Source organism: Candidatus Arsenophonus nilaparvatae, from assembly GCF_045346035.1.
Lineage (GTDB): Bacteria > Pseudomonadota > Gammaproteobacteria > Enterobacterales > Enterobacteriaceae > Arsenophonus > Arsenophonus nilaparvatae.
The window spans coordinates 2,318,289-2,335,171 of sequence record NZ_CP158507.1; the positions used below are offsets into that span (position 1 = coordinate 2,318,289).

General features: G+C 38.7%; 15 protein-coding genes. 1 reads left to right on the forward strand and 14 read right to left on the reverse strand.

The features are described from left to right. Positions 1-169 precede the first annotated feature (169 nt). The 14 genes from wecG to trxA form a co-directional block, all read right to left on the reverse strand. Positions 170-907 (reverse strand): lipopolysaccharide N-acetylmannosaminouronosyltransferase, encoded by a 738-nt coding sequence (gene wecG, locus WH390_RS10935; protein WP_032114334.1) that lies wholly within the window; start codon positions 905-907, stop codon positions 170-172. Between the two features lie 28 nt (positions 908-935). After that, complete coding sequence (gene wzyE / locus WH390_RS10940; RefSeq protein ID WP_032114333.1) at positions 936-2,273, reverse strand: ECA oligosaccharide polymerase; 1,338 nt, start codon at positions 2,271-2,273, stop codon at positions 936-938. Continuing rightward, positions 2,273-3,355, reverse strand: coding sequence for a TDP-N-acetylfucosamine:lipid II N-acetylfucosaminyltransferase (locus tag WH390_RS10945; protein ID WP_032114332.1), 1,083 nt, complete (start codon positions 3,353-3,355; stop codon positions 2,273-2,275). Before WH390_RS10945 ends, wzyE begins: the two co-directional genes overlap by 1 nt. Then, positions 3,352-4,602: a lipid III flippase WzxE gene (gene wzxE / locus WH390_RS10950; protein WP_032114331.1), complete on the reverse strand. Its 1,251-nt coding sequence runs from the start codon at positions 4,600-4,602 to the stop codon at positions 3,352-3,354. Before wzxE ends, WH390_RS10945 begins: the two co-directional genes overlap by 4 nt. Before the next feature lies 1 nt (position 4,603). After that, positions 4,604-5,734, reverse strand: coding sequence for a dTDP-4-amino-4,6-dideoxygalactose transaminase (gene rffA / locus WH390_RS10955; RefSeq protein WP_032114330.1), 1,131 nt, complete (start codon positions 5,732-5,734; stop codon positions 4,604-4,606). After that, the gene (gene rffC / locus WH390_RS10960) at positions 5,721-6,443 is read right to left on the reverse strand and encodes a dTDP-4-amino-4,6-dideoxy-D-galactose acyltransferase (protein ID WP_032114329.1); all 723 of its coding nucleotides are present in this window, start codon (positions 6,441-6,443) and stop codon (positions 5,721-5,723) included. The genes rffA and rffC overlap by 14 nt, the downstream gene beginning before the upstream one ends. After that, on the reverse strand, positions 6,421-7,302 hold the full coding sequence (rfbA, locus tag WH390_RS10965; protein WP_032114328.1) for a glucose-1-phosphate thymidylyltransferase RfbA: 882 nt from the start codon (positions 7,300-7,302) through the stop codon (positions 6,421-6,423). The genes rffC and rfbA overlap by 23 nt, the downstream gene beginning before the upstream one ends. A 16-nt stretch (positions 7,303-7,318) precedes the next feature. Further along, complete coding sequence (rffG, locus tag WH390_RS10970; RefSeq protein ID WP_032114327.1) at positions 7,319-8,389, reverse strand: dTDP-glucose 4,6-dehydratase; 1,071 nt, start codon at positions 8,387-8,389, stop codon at positions 7,319-7,321. Then, positions 8,386-9,648: a UDP-N-acetyl-D-mannosamine dehydrogenase gene (gene wecC / locus WH390_RS10975; protein ID WP_032114326.1), complete on the reverse strand. Its 1,263-nt coding sequence runs from the start codon at positions 9,646-9,648 to the stop codon at positions 8,386-8,388. Before wecC ends, rffG begins: the two co-directional genes overlap by 4 nt. After that, positions 9,645-10,775, reverse strand: coding sequence for a non-hydrolyzing UDP-N-acetylglucosamine 2-epimerase (gene wecB / locus WH390_RS10980; protein WP_032114325.1), 1,131 nt, complete (start codon positions 10,773-10,775; stop codon positions 9,645-9,647). Before wecB ends, wecC begins: the two co-directional genes overlap by 4 nt. A 119-nt stretch (positions 10,776-10,894) precedes the next feature. Next, positions 10,895-11,953, reverse strand: a complete 1,059-nt coding sequence (wzzE, locus tag WH390_RS10985; protein WP_032114324.1) for an ECA polysaccharide chain length modulation protein — start codon at positions 11,951-11,953, stop codon at positions 10,895-10,897. Positions 11,954-11,984: 31 nt separating this feature from the next. Next, the gene (wecA, locus tag WH390_RS10990; RefSeq protein ID WP_032114323.1) at positions 11,985-13,067 is read right to left on the reverse strand and encodes a UDP-N-acetylglucosamine--undecaprenyl-phosphate N-acetylglucosaminephosphotransferase; all 1,083 of its coding nucleotides are present in this window, start codon (positions 13,065-13,067) and stop codon (positions 11,985-11,987) included. A 241-nt stretch (positions 13,068-13,308) separates the two neighbouring features. Continuing rightward, positions 13,309-14,568 carry a transcription termination factor Rho gene (rho, locus tag WH390_RS10995; protein ID WP_026822640.1) on the reverse strand — a complete coding sequence of 420 codons (1,260 nt, stop codon included), beginning with the start codon at positions 14,566-14,568 and terminating at the stop codon, positions 13,309-13,311. 579 nt (positions 14,569-15,147) lie between these two features. Continuing rightward, on the reverse strand, positions 15,148-15,474 hold the full coding sequence (trxA, locus tag WH390_RS11000; RefSeq protein WP_032114322.1) for a thioredoxin TrxA: 327 nt from the start codon (positions 15,472-15,474) through the stop codon (positions 15,148-15,150). 121 nt (positions 15,475-15,595) lie between these two features. Here trxA and rhlB point away from each other — a divergent pair, with 121 nt between their 5' ends. Then, positions 15,596-16,882 (forward strand): ATP-dependent RNA helicase RhlB, encoded by a 1,287-nt coding sequence (gene rhlB, locus WH390_RS11005; protein WP_032114321.1) that lies wholly within the window; start codon positions 15,596-15,598, stop codon positions 16,880-16,882. The last annotated feature ends 1 nt before the right edge of the window (position 16,883 follow it).

Here is a 16,883-nt window from a genome sequence, read left to right on the forward strand (position 1 = left end):
ATAACGAAATAAAAATTTATAAATGTAATCAAAATAGTGTTAATTGCTCAACAATGAAAAAACAGTTGTCAGCCAAAAACCCTATTTAAAAGAAGACATAGCAGATGGAATTGAAATTTACTACTGTCAAAACGAACCTTTACGATAGAAATAATACACAAATAAAAAACTACAGTTTGCCACTATAATAGTAACCCAGAAAGCGTAATAATTTTATCTGTCGTTTGATACGACTCGGTTGAGAAAGCAATCTATATAACCATTCCAATCCTAATTGTTGCCATAATTTAGGTGCTCGTTTTACATGTCCGGTAAAAACATCGTAAGTACCACCTATTCCCATATAAAGTGCATCTGGATATACTTGCCGGCAATCCCGGATAAAAATTTCTTGCCTTGGTGAACCCATTGCTACCGTAACAATTTTTGCTCCACTAGCCTTGATGCGCTCAAATAATATTTCACGTTGTTCCGGCTTAAAATAACCGTCCTGGCTACCAACAATATTCACCTGCCACTGAGTACGAAGCTTATTTTCAGTCTGTTTAAGAATTTCCGCTTTTCCACCAAGCAGAAACACAGGTACAGCTTTTTGACCTGCAATTGCCATCAATGCTTCCCACAAATCAGCACCCGCAATACGTGAAACCTTTGCTTGTGGGTATTTACGACGAATCGCTCTGACAATACTGATTCCATCAGCATAGAGATATTCTGCTTCAGCTAGCAACGCATTTAAATCACGGTCTTGCTCTGCAGTTAGGACTTTTTCCGCATTGATAGCCACCAATGTTCCATGCTTAACTTCTTGATCTGAAAATAGGTAATTAAGGAAATGGGTTATATCATGAAAACCCCAAATAAGATGACCTCGAATATCATATTTCGGGATCACTTGTTGCTTCATACATTACTCCAGTAAGCTATTATTTAGCTTATTTTTTACAATCATTCGTGGTATATATGCGAATTAAACCGGCTTTGGCAAATAACCAATAAACCAGTTTGGCAATAAACAAACAAAGCACAAATACCAAGCCAAAAAACACCACCCTCGATACGAAAGAGTCTACCCCTTCACGAACCAGGACAATAATATTAAAAATAGCGCCAAAACAGAAAACTTGCAGAATAACGGCTTTATAATGATTAATTTCAATCTTACTTTTTTCATAAAGCCAATCAAACCATTTAATAATCAAGCCAACGCCAATTGCACCGATAGGAATAAAAATAACCCCACCCATAACCACTAAAGAACCAATTAATGTGGGCGATATAGCTAAACCAGAGTGATTATCAAGCACTTGCCAGGTAAAATAATTGGCTGAATTCAATACCGTATCAGGTCGTTCAGGCCATAACCAAGTGGGAATAAAAACATAAAAATCACGTACAATAGGCGCTAATCCTTGGAATTCGATTTTGTCATAGTTATCAAGTAACAGAGCCAAATTTTCCCATGGCGAAAAGGTATCACGCGTTAAATAGAGAAAAGTATAAAAAGCTTCCGCACCACTAACATCTAATCCATAACGCTTTAATGCTAACCAAAACATACCAATAATGCTAATAACACCAGCGATAATTAGCATCCATAAATTAATCCAGCCACGGACGATACCGATAAATAGGAAAAGCGCAAAGGCGATAATAATATTAGCCCGTGTTCCACCGACAACCAGATAAGTGAGTACCCCAAAAGCAACTGTGCTAAAGAGAAAAAATAACCAGCGATACTGGGTCGGCTTTAAAAAATAGACAATTAACATTGCCGGAATGAAAAAATAAAAAAAACGTTTTAATGCTACACTTGAAACTTCACTAGAAAAAATCTGACTATAAGACTGTAAACGAAATAGTAAAAAGCCATTTTGTAGGAAAAATATTGCTACTGTCACTATAGCAATGAGCATCAACAAGAGACAAGTTAGCCGCGTTTCTACCCCATTCATAGTGAATAACGACTGTTCAGATTGTTGGACACCCGTTCGCAAGCGGGTTTTGTAAGCGATATAATAAACAATATAAAAACTGATGGATGATAGCAGCGCATTCAATAATGCATTGGTTGATACCACATTAACATCAAATTGAAAAACAAGTAATCCCGTTAATGGAAAACCAAAGTAGAATGTTAATAAATAAAGTAGAGAGAAAAAGATATTAAAATTGAAGCGTACTCGTCGAAATTCACGATATGTTAGTACCAAAATTAATATCAGAGAGATAAAATAGACAATCGATAGGCCACCAAATTCCATCATAGTCATTACTGCTCTCCTATCGATGTTAATGCAGCTTGCCATCCTTTAATAAAATTAGGGTTGAAAAAAGCTATTTGGCTTCTATCCGTTAACATCATTTTCTGTCGCAGGATATCCAGTTGCCGTTCATCTAATTGATCATCATAAAATAGAAAAGGTACAGACTGCTCAATAAGATCCTGCCAAAAGTAATTTTGCCGGCTAATAATAAAAGGAATGCCAAACTGAATTAATAAGCACAATGTGCCTATACCTTGCTGTCGTTTGAAAATAAAGTAACCTAAATCACAACAACGCAGTAAAGTGAGATAATCATCAAAAGCCATTTTTTCCTTAATAATTGTCACTTCTCCATTAGGAAAATAATTTTCGGCCGCTTGGGCAACTTCGGCAATATATACTTGATTATTAACGGGATATCCCATAGGAACAAAAATTTCGACCGGCTGAAAAGCAAACTGCTTTTTAATAGCCTGCAACGCTTCAATATGTCGATTGGATTTATCACCTGAGTTACCAACCAAAATTGTCACTTTATCCGTTTGATTAATCGATTTTTCATAGACGGTTAAGGCTGGATCCATTTTGGTTGGAAAATAGAGTAGTGATGTTGGTATAGCTGGATTTAACTGAGAAAAATAATTTAAGTCCCCTCGGGTAGCAAAAACATGCCCTACCCGTTTAAATGCCAGACGCCGAAAATAATAAAATAATTTAAATTTCAATGCAGCTGAGTCTTCATAGAGATCAGCTCCCCAAATATGCCATAAAAATTGTTGTCGACGGATCTTGCCAAACAATAATGCCAACCAAATTGATACATTAAATTGACCATGAAAAAAGAATTGGCAATTTCTATCTGCTTTTGCTTGTATAGCGATAACTTTAGCAATCGCTTTTTTATTATCAAATTGGTTAATGTGTAGTCGTGGATAGCGTGATGCTAGAGTGAGGTCACGGCTAACAACCATAAACTGTCTTTTTTCTGGTGATGGTATTGACGAAAATAAAACATCATTAAAAAATGTTAACACTGTCTGGTTATGATGTGGGATATCAGAGCCTAATACATGGATTAAGGTTTTCATGTGCGCCTGCGGTAAAGATAGAATATGCCACTACAAAGCATAAAATAAACAATATAAGTTGCCATATAAGCCTGGGCAGCACCTAACGCGCCGTAAGCTGGTATTAACCAATAAGCAAACCCTGTTAACAGCGCAAATTGAGTCACCTCCGTTAAAATGTAAAACCGTAATGCGGCCTTAGCAATAACTAAATAACCAAATACATAAGCGCCTACTTTCAATACATCACCAATCAACTGCCAAGCAAAGAGATCGCGCATTGCAATAAACTTATCGGAAAAAAGCAGCCAAATTGCCAGATCTCGTAATAGCCATACGGTAAAACTGGCTAACGCAACCGCCGGTAAAACAAACTTCAAAGCTTTAAAAATTTCTGCACTAATCTCATCTCTATGCTGCAATTTAGCTAAAGTTGGCAATAAATAAACGGTAAAAGATGCGGTAATAAACTGTAAATAGGCATCTGAAATACTACTCACTGCCTGCCAAATACCCACTTCATCCCAACTATAACGCTCCGCCAATAAATTTCTCATCATAATATAAGCAACCGGCAACGTGACTGAGGTTATTAACGCCATTAAGGTGAATTTAGCTAAGTGATGACCAATGGTACTATTCCACCTTGGTTTAAAATATGACCAATTCAGCTGTTTATGACGTAAGATCATGATCGCGGCTGGTACAACAATTAATGCAGGAACTAAAGCCAATCCTATTAGCGCCCCTTGATAACCATTTAATCTAAAACAAAAATAGTAAGCAATCACGCCTGCTAAGCTACCAACGATAATCGATAGTGCATTACCTTTCGCATCACGGTAACCTTTTAGTATCGCCAAAAAGTAATTCGCATAAGCGATCCCCATTTGTATCAATCCTAAGGCACAAATAACCATTTGATAATGGGTATGACCAAATAGCGCCAGACTGATAAATGAGCTAAATAGTAAAAAAATAAACGCTAATAGGGTTGAAAAACCCAAAATAATTAATGATGAGGTACCTAATACAGCACCTAGTTTTGTTGGTGTCTGATGATATTCAGCGACATATTTAGTTACGCCATTGAAGATCCCTGCACCAGATAAAACACCAAGTACAGTAATTAGTTGACGGAAATTTCCCGCCTGACCAACACCGCTCGGACCAAAAGTGACTGCCAATAATTTGATAACAACTAACCCTGCCCCAATTTTTATTAAGGTTGAAATAGCTGTCCAAACAGACGCTTCAACTAATGACATCTTAAGCAAAAAAACATTGGATTTGATTGATCACTTGTTGCTGCTCTTCATCGGTAAGATTATAAAACATCGGTAAACGAACTAAACGATCACTTTCCTTCGTCGTATAACAATCATCACCATGAAAACGGCCAAATTTATGACCTGCTGGACTAGAGTGTAAAGCAACATAATGAAATACTGACAAAATATTTGCTGCTTGCATATGCTTATTAAACGCGGTTCTTTGTTCAATATCTTTTAATTTGATATAGAACATATGGGCATTATGTTCTAGATCTGCCGGTATAACCGCCAAATCTAATTTGCCTACTTCAGCGAAAGGTTTAAGCGCCTGATAATAGTTTTTCCATAACGCTAGCCTACGCTGATTAATTTTATTCGCCTGCTCCAATTGCGCCCATAAATAAGCCGCTTGTAGATCTGACATTAAGTAACTAGAACCAATGTCTCGCCAAGTATATTTATCAACTTGGCCACGGAAAAATTGACTACGATCCGTGCCTTTTTCCCGCACAATTTCTGCTCGCTCGATAAGTGACGGTTCATTAATCAGTATCGCTCCCCCCTCACCACCGGAAGAGTAATTTTTTGTTTCATGAAAACTATAACAACCAATATGCCCTATCGTTCCAAGCGCTTTCCCCTTATAAGTGGACATAACACCTTGAGCCGCGTCTTCAACAACATAGAGATGGTGTTTTTCTGCCAATGCCATAATAGTATCCATCTCACAAGCCACACCAGCATAGTGAACAGGGACAATAGCGCGAGTTTTGGCCGTGATCGCCGCTTCAATTTTAGTCTCATCCATATTCATGGTATCAGGCCGTATATCGATAAAGACAATCGTTGCGCCCCTTAGCACAAAAGCATTAGCAGTAGAAACAAAGGTAAAACTTGGCATAATGACTTCATCGCCAGGTTTAATATCAAGCAAAATCGCCGCCATTTCCAAAGAGGCGGTACAAGAAGGTGTCAACAGCACTTTCGGACAGTGGAAATGCTTTTCCATCCACTCTTCACAACGCTGAGTAAAGTGCCCATCACCACATAATTTGCCACTCTGCATGGCTTCTTGCATGTAACTTAATTCAGTACCAATAACCGGTGGTTTATTAAATGGGATCATGTCGTCCTCGATATAACCAATAAGCTGTGCTTTCAATTTGTGCACCCATTTGTGAATAGAGACGCATAGCAAAAATATTGCTGATTTGAGTCGCTATCCTTAATCGCTCTACCCCTTGCTGCTCACACCATTGACAGGCGGCTGCTAGTAATTGTTTACCAACCCCTTTGCCCTGATGGGCCGGAGCGGTGGCTAATAAACCAATACGCGCCTCTTTTTCAGTTGGCAGTTTCCTTATAGTGACAAAGCCTTGAATATTTCCTTGCTTATCGTTAACTAATAAACAAAGATCATCAAAAGTACCCTTAACTGCTTTTTCAAGCCAAACAGAATAAAAACGGGCATTATCTGTTAATCGATACCAGGGCGGGCGAAAACGACTATATGAAAAAGCCTTAGCCGCAATACTTTTCAATATTTCAATATCCTGTTCCGTCGCCACAGCTAGATCTAAACTATGCTTTTTTGCCCTACTAGCAATATTTAGACAAAAATCGATTTCACTTTCTACCAGCCAAAAACCCATCGCCAATATTGCATCAATCAGTTTAGTATCAGCGGTAGCAATTTTAGCTTGCACAATATCGTAGTCAGCTAGTTGATCTAATGAGACAATTGGCGCATCGGATGCAAAATGTAACTTGGCCGTTTTACGCTTAAAGAAAGCACTTTCCCAACTGAGTATTTCAATATTGGCGTGGATAGACATGCAGCAAATCCTGTAAATATTGCCCATAACCGGTTTTCGCCAGTTTTTCCGCTGATTTTCTAACCTGTTCATCCGTCAACCAACCGTTACGCCATGCTATTTCTTCCAGACAAGCGATTTTAAATCCCTGCCTTTTCTCAACGGTTTGCACAAACATACTCGCTTCAATCAAACTGTCATGGGTGCCAGTATCTAACCAGGCAAATCCGCGGCCTAACAGCTCAACATTTAGCTCTCCACGCTCAAGATACATTTGATTCAGACAGGTGATCTCAAGTTCTCCACGTAGCGAAGGTTTAATTTTTTTAGCAAAGTCAATTACTTGATTATCATAAAAATAAAGGCCAGTAACCGCCCAGTTAGATTTAGGTTGCTGAGGTTTTTCTTCAATAGACAGTACTTTGAACTTTTCATCAAATCCAACTACGCCAAAACGTTCAGGATCCATCACCTGATACGCAAAAATTGTTGCTCCCGACTGACGAGCCACCACAGATTTCAATTTATCGCTAAAAGCCTGCCCAAAATAAATATTGTCACCTAATATCAAACAGCAAGCATCATCACCTATAAAACTTTCACCGATCAAAAACGCCTGCGCTAATCCGTCCGGAGAAGGTTGTGCGGCATAACTGAAATGAACACCGAAGGCATCACCATCGCCAAGTAACCGTTGATAATTAGGCAGATCTTCAGGCGTGGAGATAATCAATATTTCTCGGATACCTGCCAACATCAGTACCGAAAGCGGATAGTAAATCATCGGCTTATCATAAATAGGTAACAGTTGTTTAGAAACTCCTCGTGTAATAGGGTACAAACGGGTTCCAGAGCCACCAGCCAAAACAATGCCTTTCATCACCTCTCCTCGTTTCCTATTTTGTCGCGATGCCTAGACGTTCACCTGCATATGAACCGTCTTGCACATGGCGCCACCAGGTTTCATTGTTCAAATACCATTCAACGGTTTTACGAATACCTGATTCAAAGGTCTCTTGTGGCTTCCATCCTAACTCTTGTTCTATCTTGCTAGCATCAATGGCATAACGGACATCATGGCCTGGACGATCCGCGACATAGGTAATTAAATCACAATAGTGAGCCACGCCTTCAGGCTTAACCGGACGTAACTCTTCCAGCAAGCAGCAAATTGTCTTTACTACATCAATATTTTTACGTTCATTATGGCCACCAATATTATAAGTTTTACCTGCATCGGCTTGACTAATGACTAAGTGTAATGCACGGGCATGATCTTCAACATACAGCCAATCACGTATCTGTTCACCTTGACCATAAACAGGCAATGATTTACCAGCTATGGCGTTCAAGATCATCAAAGGAATTAATTTTTCAGGAAAGTGATAAGGGCCATAATTATTTGAGCAATTGGTTACCAAGGTCGGTAAGCCATAAGTACGCTGCCAGGCTCTAACTAAATGGTCACTGGAAGCCTTCGAAGCTGAGTAAGGGCTACTCGGTGCATAAGGGGTCGTTTCGGTAAATAGCCCCTCAGTGGTATGCAGATCGCCATAAACTTCATCGGTAGAAATATGATGGAAACGAAATGACTGTTTTTTCTGCGGGTTCAAATGATTCCAATAATTGCGAGCAGCCTCCAATAAAAGATAAGTACCGACAATATTGGTTTCGATAAAGGCGGCTGGCCCATCGATCGAGCGATCAACATGACTTTCTGCCGCTAAATGCATAATGGCATCAGGTTGATATCGCTGAAAAATTTCATCAATTGCCGATTGATCACAAATATTTATTTGGGCAAAAGCATAGCGAGGACTTTCTCTCACTGACGCTAACGATTCCAGATTACCAGCATAAGTCAAATTATCAACCACTAGCACACTATCGTTAGTATGCTCAATGATATAACGAACAACTGCCGAACCAATAAATCCAGCCCCACCAGTAATTAAAATACGTTTCAACGCCAAACTCCTTTGGTATCAACTACCCATTTTTGTCGGATTTGTTCACCCTTAGTCGCCTTAAATTGTTTATGATCAACCAGTAACAAAATAATATCTGCATTAGCAACGGCAACTTCAGTAGAGACCAATTGACAAAGACCTTTCAGTACATTTGGCAATTCATTAATATTAGGTTCTACTACATAAGTGGTACCAGTATGCCAATCTGCAATCATTTTAGTGATTTGCATAGCGGGGCTTTCTCGTAAATCATCAATATCCGGTTTAAAGGCTAAACCGAAGCAGGCAATTTTAATTTCATTTGCCCGTTTGCCTGTTTCGGTTAAACAATCAGCTAATACTGTCTTGACCTGATCGACCACCCAAATTGGCTTGCTGTCATTAACCAAACGGGCTGTCTGGATCAAACGAGATTGCTTTGGATTCTGAGCAACAATGAACCAAGGATCGACTGCAATACAATGGCCTCCAACACCTGGACCTGGCTGTAAAATATTGACCCGCGGGTGACGATTGGCCAAATTAATCAACTCCCAAACATTAATCCCTTGTTCTGCGCAAATAAAAGAGAGTTCATTGGCAAAAGCAATATTTACATCGCGAAAACTATTTTCTGTCAATTTACACATTTCTGCCGTTTTGGCATTGGTGATCACACATTCACCGGTAAGGAAAATACGATATAACTCACTGGCCCGTTGGGATGATTTCATCGTCATGCCACCGATTACCCGATCATTTTTGATCAGCTCAACCATGACTTTGCCCGGTAAAACCCGCTCAGGGCAATAAGCAATATCAATATCTGAGTTTTCACCCTGTTGCTGTGGAAATGTCAGATCAGATCGCATAGCTGCTAGCCGCTGTGCCATTTGCTCAGTCGCTCTAGTTGGCGAGGTAGACTCTAGAATAATCAAATCGCCTTTTTTCAATAATGGCGCTATTGATTCTGCCGCTGCCATGACATAAGAGAGATCAGGCTGATGATCATCTTTAAACGGTGTAGGAACCGCAATTAAAAACGCATCTGCCCTTTGCGGTGTAGTAAACGCTTTTAAATAGCCAGCTTCCACGGCTGTTTTTACCGTTTTATCTAAATCGGGTTCAACAATATGAATTTTACCTTGATTAATCGTATCGACCGCATGTTGATTAACATCAACCCCAATTACTTTTTTCTGCCGAGCAGCAAAAGCGGCAGCAGTCGGTAAACCGATATAACCTAAACCAATAACAGAAATAGTTTCAAAACTCATAATGTCACCTGATTTGTCTTCAACGCTTCAAGAATTCGCTGGCATGCTTTACCATCACCATAAGGATTATGCGCCCGGCTCATTTTCTGATAAGCATGGTCATCCGTAAGTAATTGTGTTACCGCTTGAACAATATTTTCTGTTTGCGTACCCACTAAACGTACCGTACCAGCTTCAACCGCTTCAGGTCGCTCAGTAGTATCACGCATCACTAATACTGGCTTACCTAAAGCTGGCCCTTCTTCTTGAATACCCCCTGAATCTGTCAGGATCAAATAAGCGTTATTCATTAAATAAATAAAAGGTAAATAATCCTGTGGATCAATCAGGTTTATATTATTAATACCCTGCAAAATGCGTTGCACTGGTTCACTGACATTAGGATTAAGATGAACCGGATAGACAACTTGAACATCAGCATGATTTTTGGCAATTTCAGCTAATGCATGACAAATACGTTCAAATCCGCTACCAAAACTTTCCCGCCTATGCCCTGTAACCAGTAGCATCTTTTTATTTTGGTCAAGAAAAGGGTATTGCGCGGCAAGGCTTGTTCGTATTGTGGCATCATTGATAACTTTATCACGCACCCAAAACAACGCATCGATTACAGTGTTACCAGTAACAAAAATACGATTAGCAGGGATCGATTCATGCTGTAAATTTTTTCGTGAATACTCGGTAGGCGCAAAGTGATACGTTGCCAGATGGCTGGCAATTTTACGATTGGCTTCTTCCGGCCAGGGAGAATATAAGTTACCAGTACGCAATCCTGCTTCAACATGACCAACCAGAATACGCTGATAAAAAGCAGCCAGGCTGGTTGCCATCGTGGTAGCAGTATCACCATGAACCAATACCACATCGGGTTTAAAAGATAACAATACGGGTTTCATTCCTTCAAGAATACGACAGGTAATATCCGTTAAATCTTGTCCCGGTGTCATAATATCTAAATCATAATCAGGTGTTATCTCAAAAAGATGCAATACCTGATCCAACATTTCTCTATGTTGAGCAGTTACGCAAACTTTCGACTCAAAAGCCTTATCGTTTGTCAAAGCATGTACCAGTGGAGCCATTTTTATGGCTTCAGGACGAGTACCAAACACAGTCAACACTTTCACAGTGACTCTCTTTTTATTTTAACCTCATCTACTAATGAGATGTATCATCAATAATGATTTTACCTTCAACATATTAATAGTTTGTTGAAGTCCTCTATTGCTATATGTTTAGCAAATAATTAGGTATTACGCCTTAACAACACAATACCTATTCCACTTAAGGCACCAATCATTCCCCAAATGACCATCATTAATGCTCGACGAGGGCTATCACGTTTAACGGGATCTTCTGGTGTTCTTAAATAGCGATAAGTTTGAAAATTATTCTCGAGAGCGGGTTCTACATTTAATGTCGTTAACATCGCTATATTTTGATCATAGCTTTCATCATAATTAGGCCCTGTTGCCTGTAATGTCTCAATTTGTGCTTGTAATAATGAAGTACCTAATAGAAACATTTCTGAATCAGGCAACTGATCGATGGGGACATCAACTTTGTTACGTGAAATACCTTGCTTTTGCGCAACTTTGAACGATTGCTGTAGGTTATTTAAACGCCGTTCATAATTTGCCTTTGCGACCATTTCCTGGCGTTTAATTAATGCTTTTAAAGACTGTGCCTTTGCTGCCCACGCGCCTTTAATCTGTTCATTAAGATTAAAACTAGCTCGTTTGTTGGCAAAAGAAATATATTCACGTAGTAACCGGTTTGCATCAGTAGCCGTTTCAGCAACTAATTTTACATTATCATGAAGTATCTTATTATCATCTTGGGGAGTGAATTGAATATCATCAATTAATTCATCAAGTAATGCAGCATCAGCCTTAGCATTTCCTTCCATGCGGGTTTTATAGTAATCACTATTTAACCAAAACTCTCGCCGGGTATCATAAGAACCTACTTGAGTAGTAAATTCTTGATAAACCTGATTCGAAATTGTTGGCAACTGATTATCCTGTGTTTCATTAATATGCGAATCCAAATTTCGCAAAAATTGCTGCTGGGAATAATATGCACCTAAATTACTAATTGTAGGTAAATCAGTGACAGCATTAGCACTCCATTTTTGTTGCATCATGTAAGAAACGATCAATGCAACAGCTGCAAAAATAAATGCTAAAGAGATAATCCATATTTTTCCCTGCCATAGCGCACAAAATAAACTTCTAATATCTAGCTCATATTCAAGAGACTGTGAGTGAGAATTAGGTTTGGGTTGTGTTTCTGATTTTGTCACTGGTATGAAACTCCTTTAAACATTTGTTTATTTATTTTGCTATACGTTGCATCCGACGTTTAACACGTTTCACAAAACGCGCCACTTTCCAAGCACGTTTAATACAGTAGCCATAGATAGCAAATATAGGCAAAAATAATGCCAACATCACCCATTCAGGAATAAAATTTGAACGTTCACCGATCATACCTACCGCTGCTAAAATAGCTGCCGACACTGTAATCAAGATAAAAGCCTGACTTGAGGTAAAACCTGAACGCATAATTAAATGATGAATATGTTGTCTATCTGGTGAAAAAGGACTCATTCCTTTACGTAGACGCCGATACATAATGGCAATCATATCCATCAGAGGAATAGCAATAATCCAAAGGGCAGTCACTGGTTTAATCGACGGTTGCTCACCTTGTGTCGACATCAACAGCAACCAAAGAATAGTAAAACCAATTAATGTACTACCCGCATCCCCCATAAACACTTTATAACGCTTTCCTAATAAACCTAAATTCAGGAATACATAAGGGAGAATGGCAGCAATAACAGCAAAACACCAAAAAGCTAATGCCATATTGCCATTTTGATAAAGCAAAATGCCTAATGCAGCAAAGGAGACACAAGAAAGCCCACCAAGCAGACCATCAATACCATCAACCATGTTAAAAGCATTGACTGCGCCCCAAACAGCAAATAATGTCATTAAATAGCTTAAAGACCCCAACGTTACATGCCATGGCCCAAAAGCATAACCTAAGTTATCTAACGTTAGACCAGCAAAATAAATCATGACCAACGCAACAATAGCTTGAATAGTTGCTCGAATTTTAACACTAATATCAAAGCAATCATCCAATACTCCAACAAATACCAAAACCCCAGCACAAATCAAATACAACCATTTATGAGGAATATATTCGGGCGTAATCATGAATGCCAAACCGATACCAAAAAAAACCGCAATACCACCAACCAAAGGAATTTCTCCTTGGTGTTTTTTTCGATGGTTAGGTTCATCTACTAGACCAAATCTTTTTGCCACTTTTCTCGCAATAAATATGAAAATCAGAGAAAACAAGAAAACCCAAAAAACGTCGATTAGTAAATTTAGTGTGTGCACAATATTTACTCTCTTATAATTTTTTTAGAAATCATCCACTGCACCCATTTCCATGTATAGACTATAAGTGTACTTTAAGTTAGCGTATATGTAACAATAACGAAACATTTCCATCATCTTGCACTGCTTATTAGTAAGCAAAATCTATACCAAAACAGATGCTATTGGATAACAAAAACGAACAAAATAAAACGCCACATAAAAGTGGCGCTTTTCAATAACTCATTAAACAAACAGCAATTTAAGAACGCTTCATAAAATCGAAAAATTCATCGTTCGTTTTCGTCATTGCCAATTTATTAATTAAAAATTCCATTGCATCAATTTCACCCATAGGATGAATAATTTTACGCAATATCCACATCTTCTGTAACTCATCCGGTAAGGTCAATAATTCTTCCTTACGAGTACCAGAACGATTATAATCAATCGCTGGGAAAACACGTTTTTCCGCTATTTTCCGCGACAAATGTAGCTCCATATTGCCGGTGCCTTTAAACTCCTCATAGATTACTTCATCCATTTTGGAACCGGTATCAACTAATGCTGTAGCAATTATCGTTAGGCTTCCACCTTCTTCTACATTACGTGCAGCACCAAAAAAACGTTTCGGACGGTGCAAAGCATTTGCATCCACCCCACCAGTCAATACTTTTCCAGAGGAAGGAACCACTGTGTTGTAAGCACGAGCAAGACGCGTAATCGAATCTAAAAGAATGATGACATCTTTTTTGTGTTCAACTAAGCGCTTAGCTTTTTCTATAACCATTTCAGCAACCTGAACATGACGAGATGCAGGTTCATCAAAGGTTGATGCAATGACCTCACCTTTAACCAGGCGTTGCATTTCGGTCACTTCTTCTGGTCGCTCATCAATTAGCAACACCATCAAAACACAGTCTGGATAATTATTGGCAATATTAGCTGCAATATTCTGCAATAACATGGTTTTACCTGCTTTTGGTGGAGCAACAATTAAACCACGCTGCCCACGCCCAATCGGTGCGGCCAAATCCAGAACACGAGCAGTCAAATCTTCTGTTGAACCATTGCCTCGCTCCATACGTAGACGGTTATTAGCATGCAGCGGTGTTAGGTTTTCAAACAGGATTTTACTACGGGCGTTTTCAGGTTTATCAAAATTGACTTCATTAACTTTTAGTAGGGCAAAATAGCGTTCGCCTTCCTTAGGAGGACGAATTTTTCCTGATATGGTATCTCCTGTTCGTAGATTAAAGCGACGAATCTGACTAGGAGAAACATAAATATCATCAGGACCTGCTAGATAAGAGCTGTCAGCAGAACGAAGGAATCCAAATCCATCCTGCAAAATTTCTAGCACGCCATCACCAAAAATATCCTCTCCACTTTTTGCATGCTGCTTCAAAATCGAGAAAATAATATCCTGTTTTCTCATGCGGGCTAGGTTCTCTAGCCCCATACTTTCGCCAAGAGTAATCAATTCAGATACCGGCGTATTTTTTAATTCGGTAAGATTCATAATGGTGGGTTCTTAAACTCGGGGTATATTTTTTGAACTATGAACAATAAATAGTATAGCAATCTCTAAGTGCCTATTTAAATAAAAATACAAAAACCTTAACGATTCTTGATGAATATATCAATTTCATTAGGATATAAATTCATGTAGTCGCAGTAATTTGTTAATTTACTACCTTAGATAACACTCTTTATACAGCAAAGACAGAATAAGACCATAAGAATTCATCTCAAAGTTGATGAGAAAATCTCACTTTTTACTTCTTAGGCCCTACACAACAGCACCAAGCAAATAACAAATGGAACATGTCTGTCTAAAAGAATTATTTCTATGAGAGTCAATGGAATTCAAACCATTGTAGGATATAGATTATCCAGAGATAACAAATATGTCTATACAATAACATATTCAATATGTACACATTAAGATAAAAACGCGTATCATATTAAGTAGTGACGCTAAATTACCATGCTTCAAAGCAGACGTCTAGCTATGAATTGTATAAAAAGCAGACGTCTAATAGCAAATTGAGAAAAATATTAGCTTACTAAACGTCTGTTGTTAATATTTTACGGGAAATTAGATATTTTTGTCTAAAAATTCTTTTAATTGAGTTTTAGACAAAAGACCAACTTGCTTATTAATCAGCTCACCGTCTTTAAAAAGTGCTAAAGTAGGAATGCTACGAATACCATATTTAGTCGCTGTTTCAGGATTATCGTCAACATTCAATTTTCCAATAATCAATTTAGCTGCATATTCATCAGCAATTTCGTCTAAAATGGGAGCAATCATTTTACAAGGGCCACACCATTCTGCCCAAAAATCAACTAATACTGGCTTTGCTGCCCCTAGGGCTTTTGTATTAAAATCTCCATCAGATAGATGAATAATTTTGTCGCTCATTGCGATACTCCAAGGATAAAATTTTTATGCTGTTTCAGTCTAACATTAATTTAACCATGTTTGCTTTATTTCAAACAATCTTCTTTCATAAAGCAACCGTTAACTGATATTCTAACACACTATGAGTAAAACACATTTGACAGACAAGAAGTTTATAGACTTCGCCTTACACCCTAAAGTTATTGAAGCCCTTAATAAAAATGGCTTTCATAACTGTACGCCGATACAAGCGTCAACATTGCCTTTTACTGTCGAAGGCCGTGATGTTGCGGGGCAGGCACAAACAGGAACGGGTAAGACATTGGCTTTTCTTACCTCAACATTTCATTATTTACTAACACATCCAACAAATTCAGAACGACAAGTTAACCAACCCAGAGCGCTAATTATGGCTCCTACACGAGAATTAGCGGTTCAGATATATACTGATGCAAAAGAATTAGCCGCTATAACGGGCTTAAAAATGGGTTTAGCTTATGGTGGTGATGGCTACGACGAACAACTGCATGTGCTCCAGTCGGGTGTAGATATTCTTATCGGTACGACCGGGCGTTTAATCGATTATACCAAACAAGGCCACGTTCATTTAGGTCTCATTCAAGTGGTTGTACTTGATGAAGCTGACCGTATGTATGATCTTGGTTTTATTAAAGATATTCGCTGGCTATTTCGTCGAATGCCACCCGCCACTCAACGCTTGAATTTACTCTTTTCCGCAACACTTTCTTATCGTGTTCAAGAACTGGCATTTGAACAAATGAATCAACCCGAATATATTGAGGTAGAACCTCAACAAAAAACAGGTCATCGCATTAAAGAAGAACTTTTCTATCCTTCTAACGAAGAAAAAATGCGTCTGTTACAAACGTTAATCGAGGAAGAGTGGCCCGAAAGATGTATAATTTTTGCTAATACCAAACATCGCTGTGAAGATATCTGGGCTCATCTTGCTGCTGATGGTCACCGCGTTGGCTTATTAACTGGCGATGTAGCACAAAAAAAACGGCTACGCATTCTTGAACAGTTTACTCAAGGCCATTTAGATATCTTAGTTGCAACAGATGTTGCCGCCAGAGGTTTACATATCCCATCTGTCACTCATGTATTTAATTATGATCTACCTGATGATTGTGAAGATTATGTTCATCGTATTGGTCGTACCGGCCGCGCCGGTGAGAGTGGTCATTCAATTAGTCTGGCTTGTGAAGAGTATTCTTTAAATCTACCTGCTATTGAGGAGTATATTCAGCATCAAATCCCTGTCAGCAAATACAACAGTGAAGCATTATTACAAGATTTACCTACACCAAAACCACGTCGTCGTTCACGTACTAATGGAACACGTCGTAACAATAATAGCCAAAGCCGACAGAATAATTCACGCAACAATCGTAAACGCCCGAGCTAAT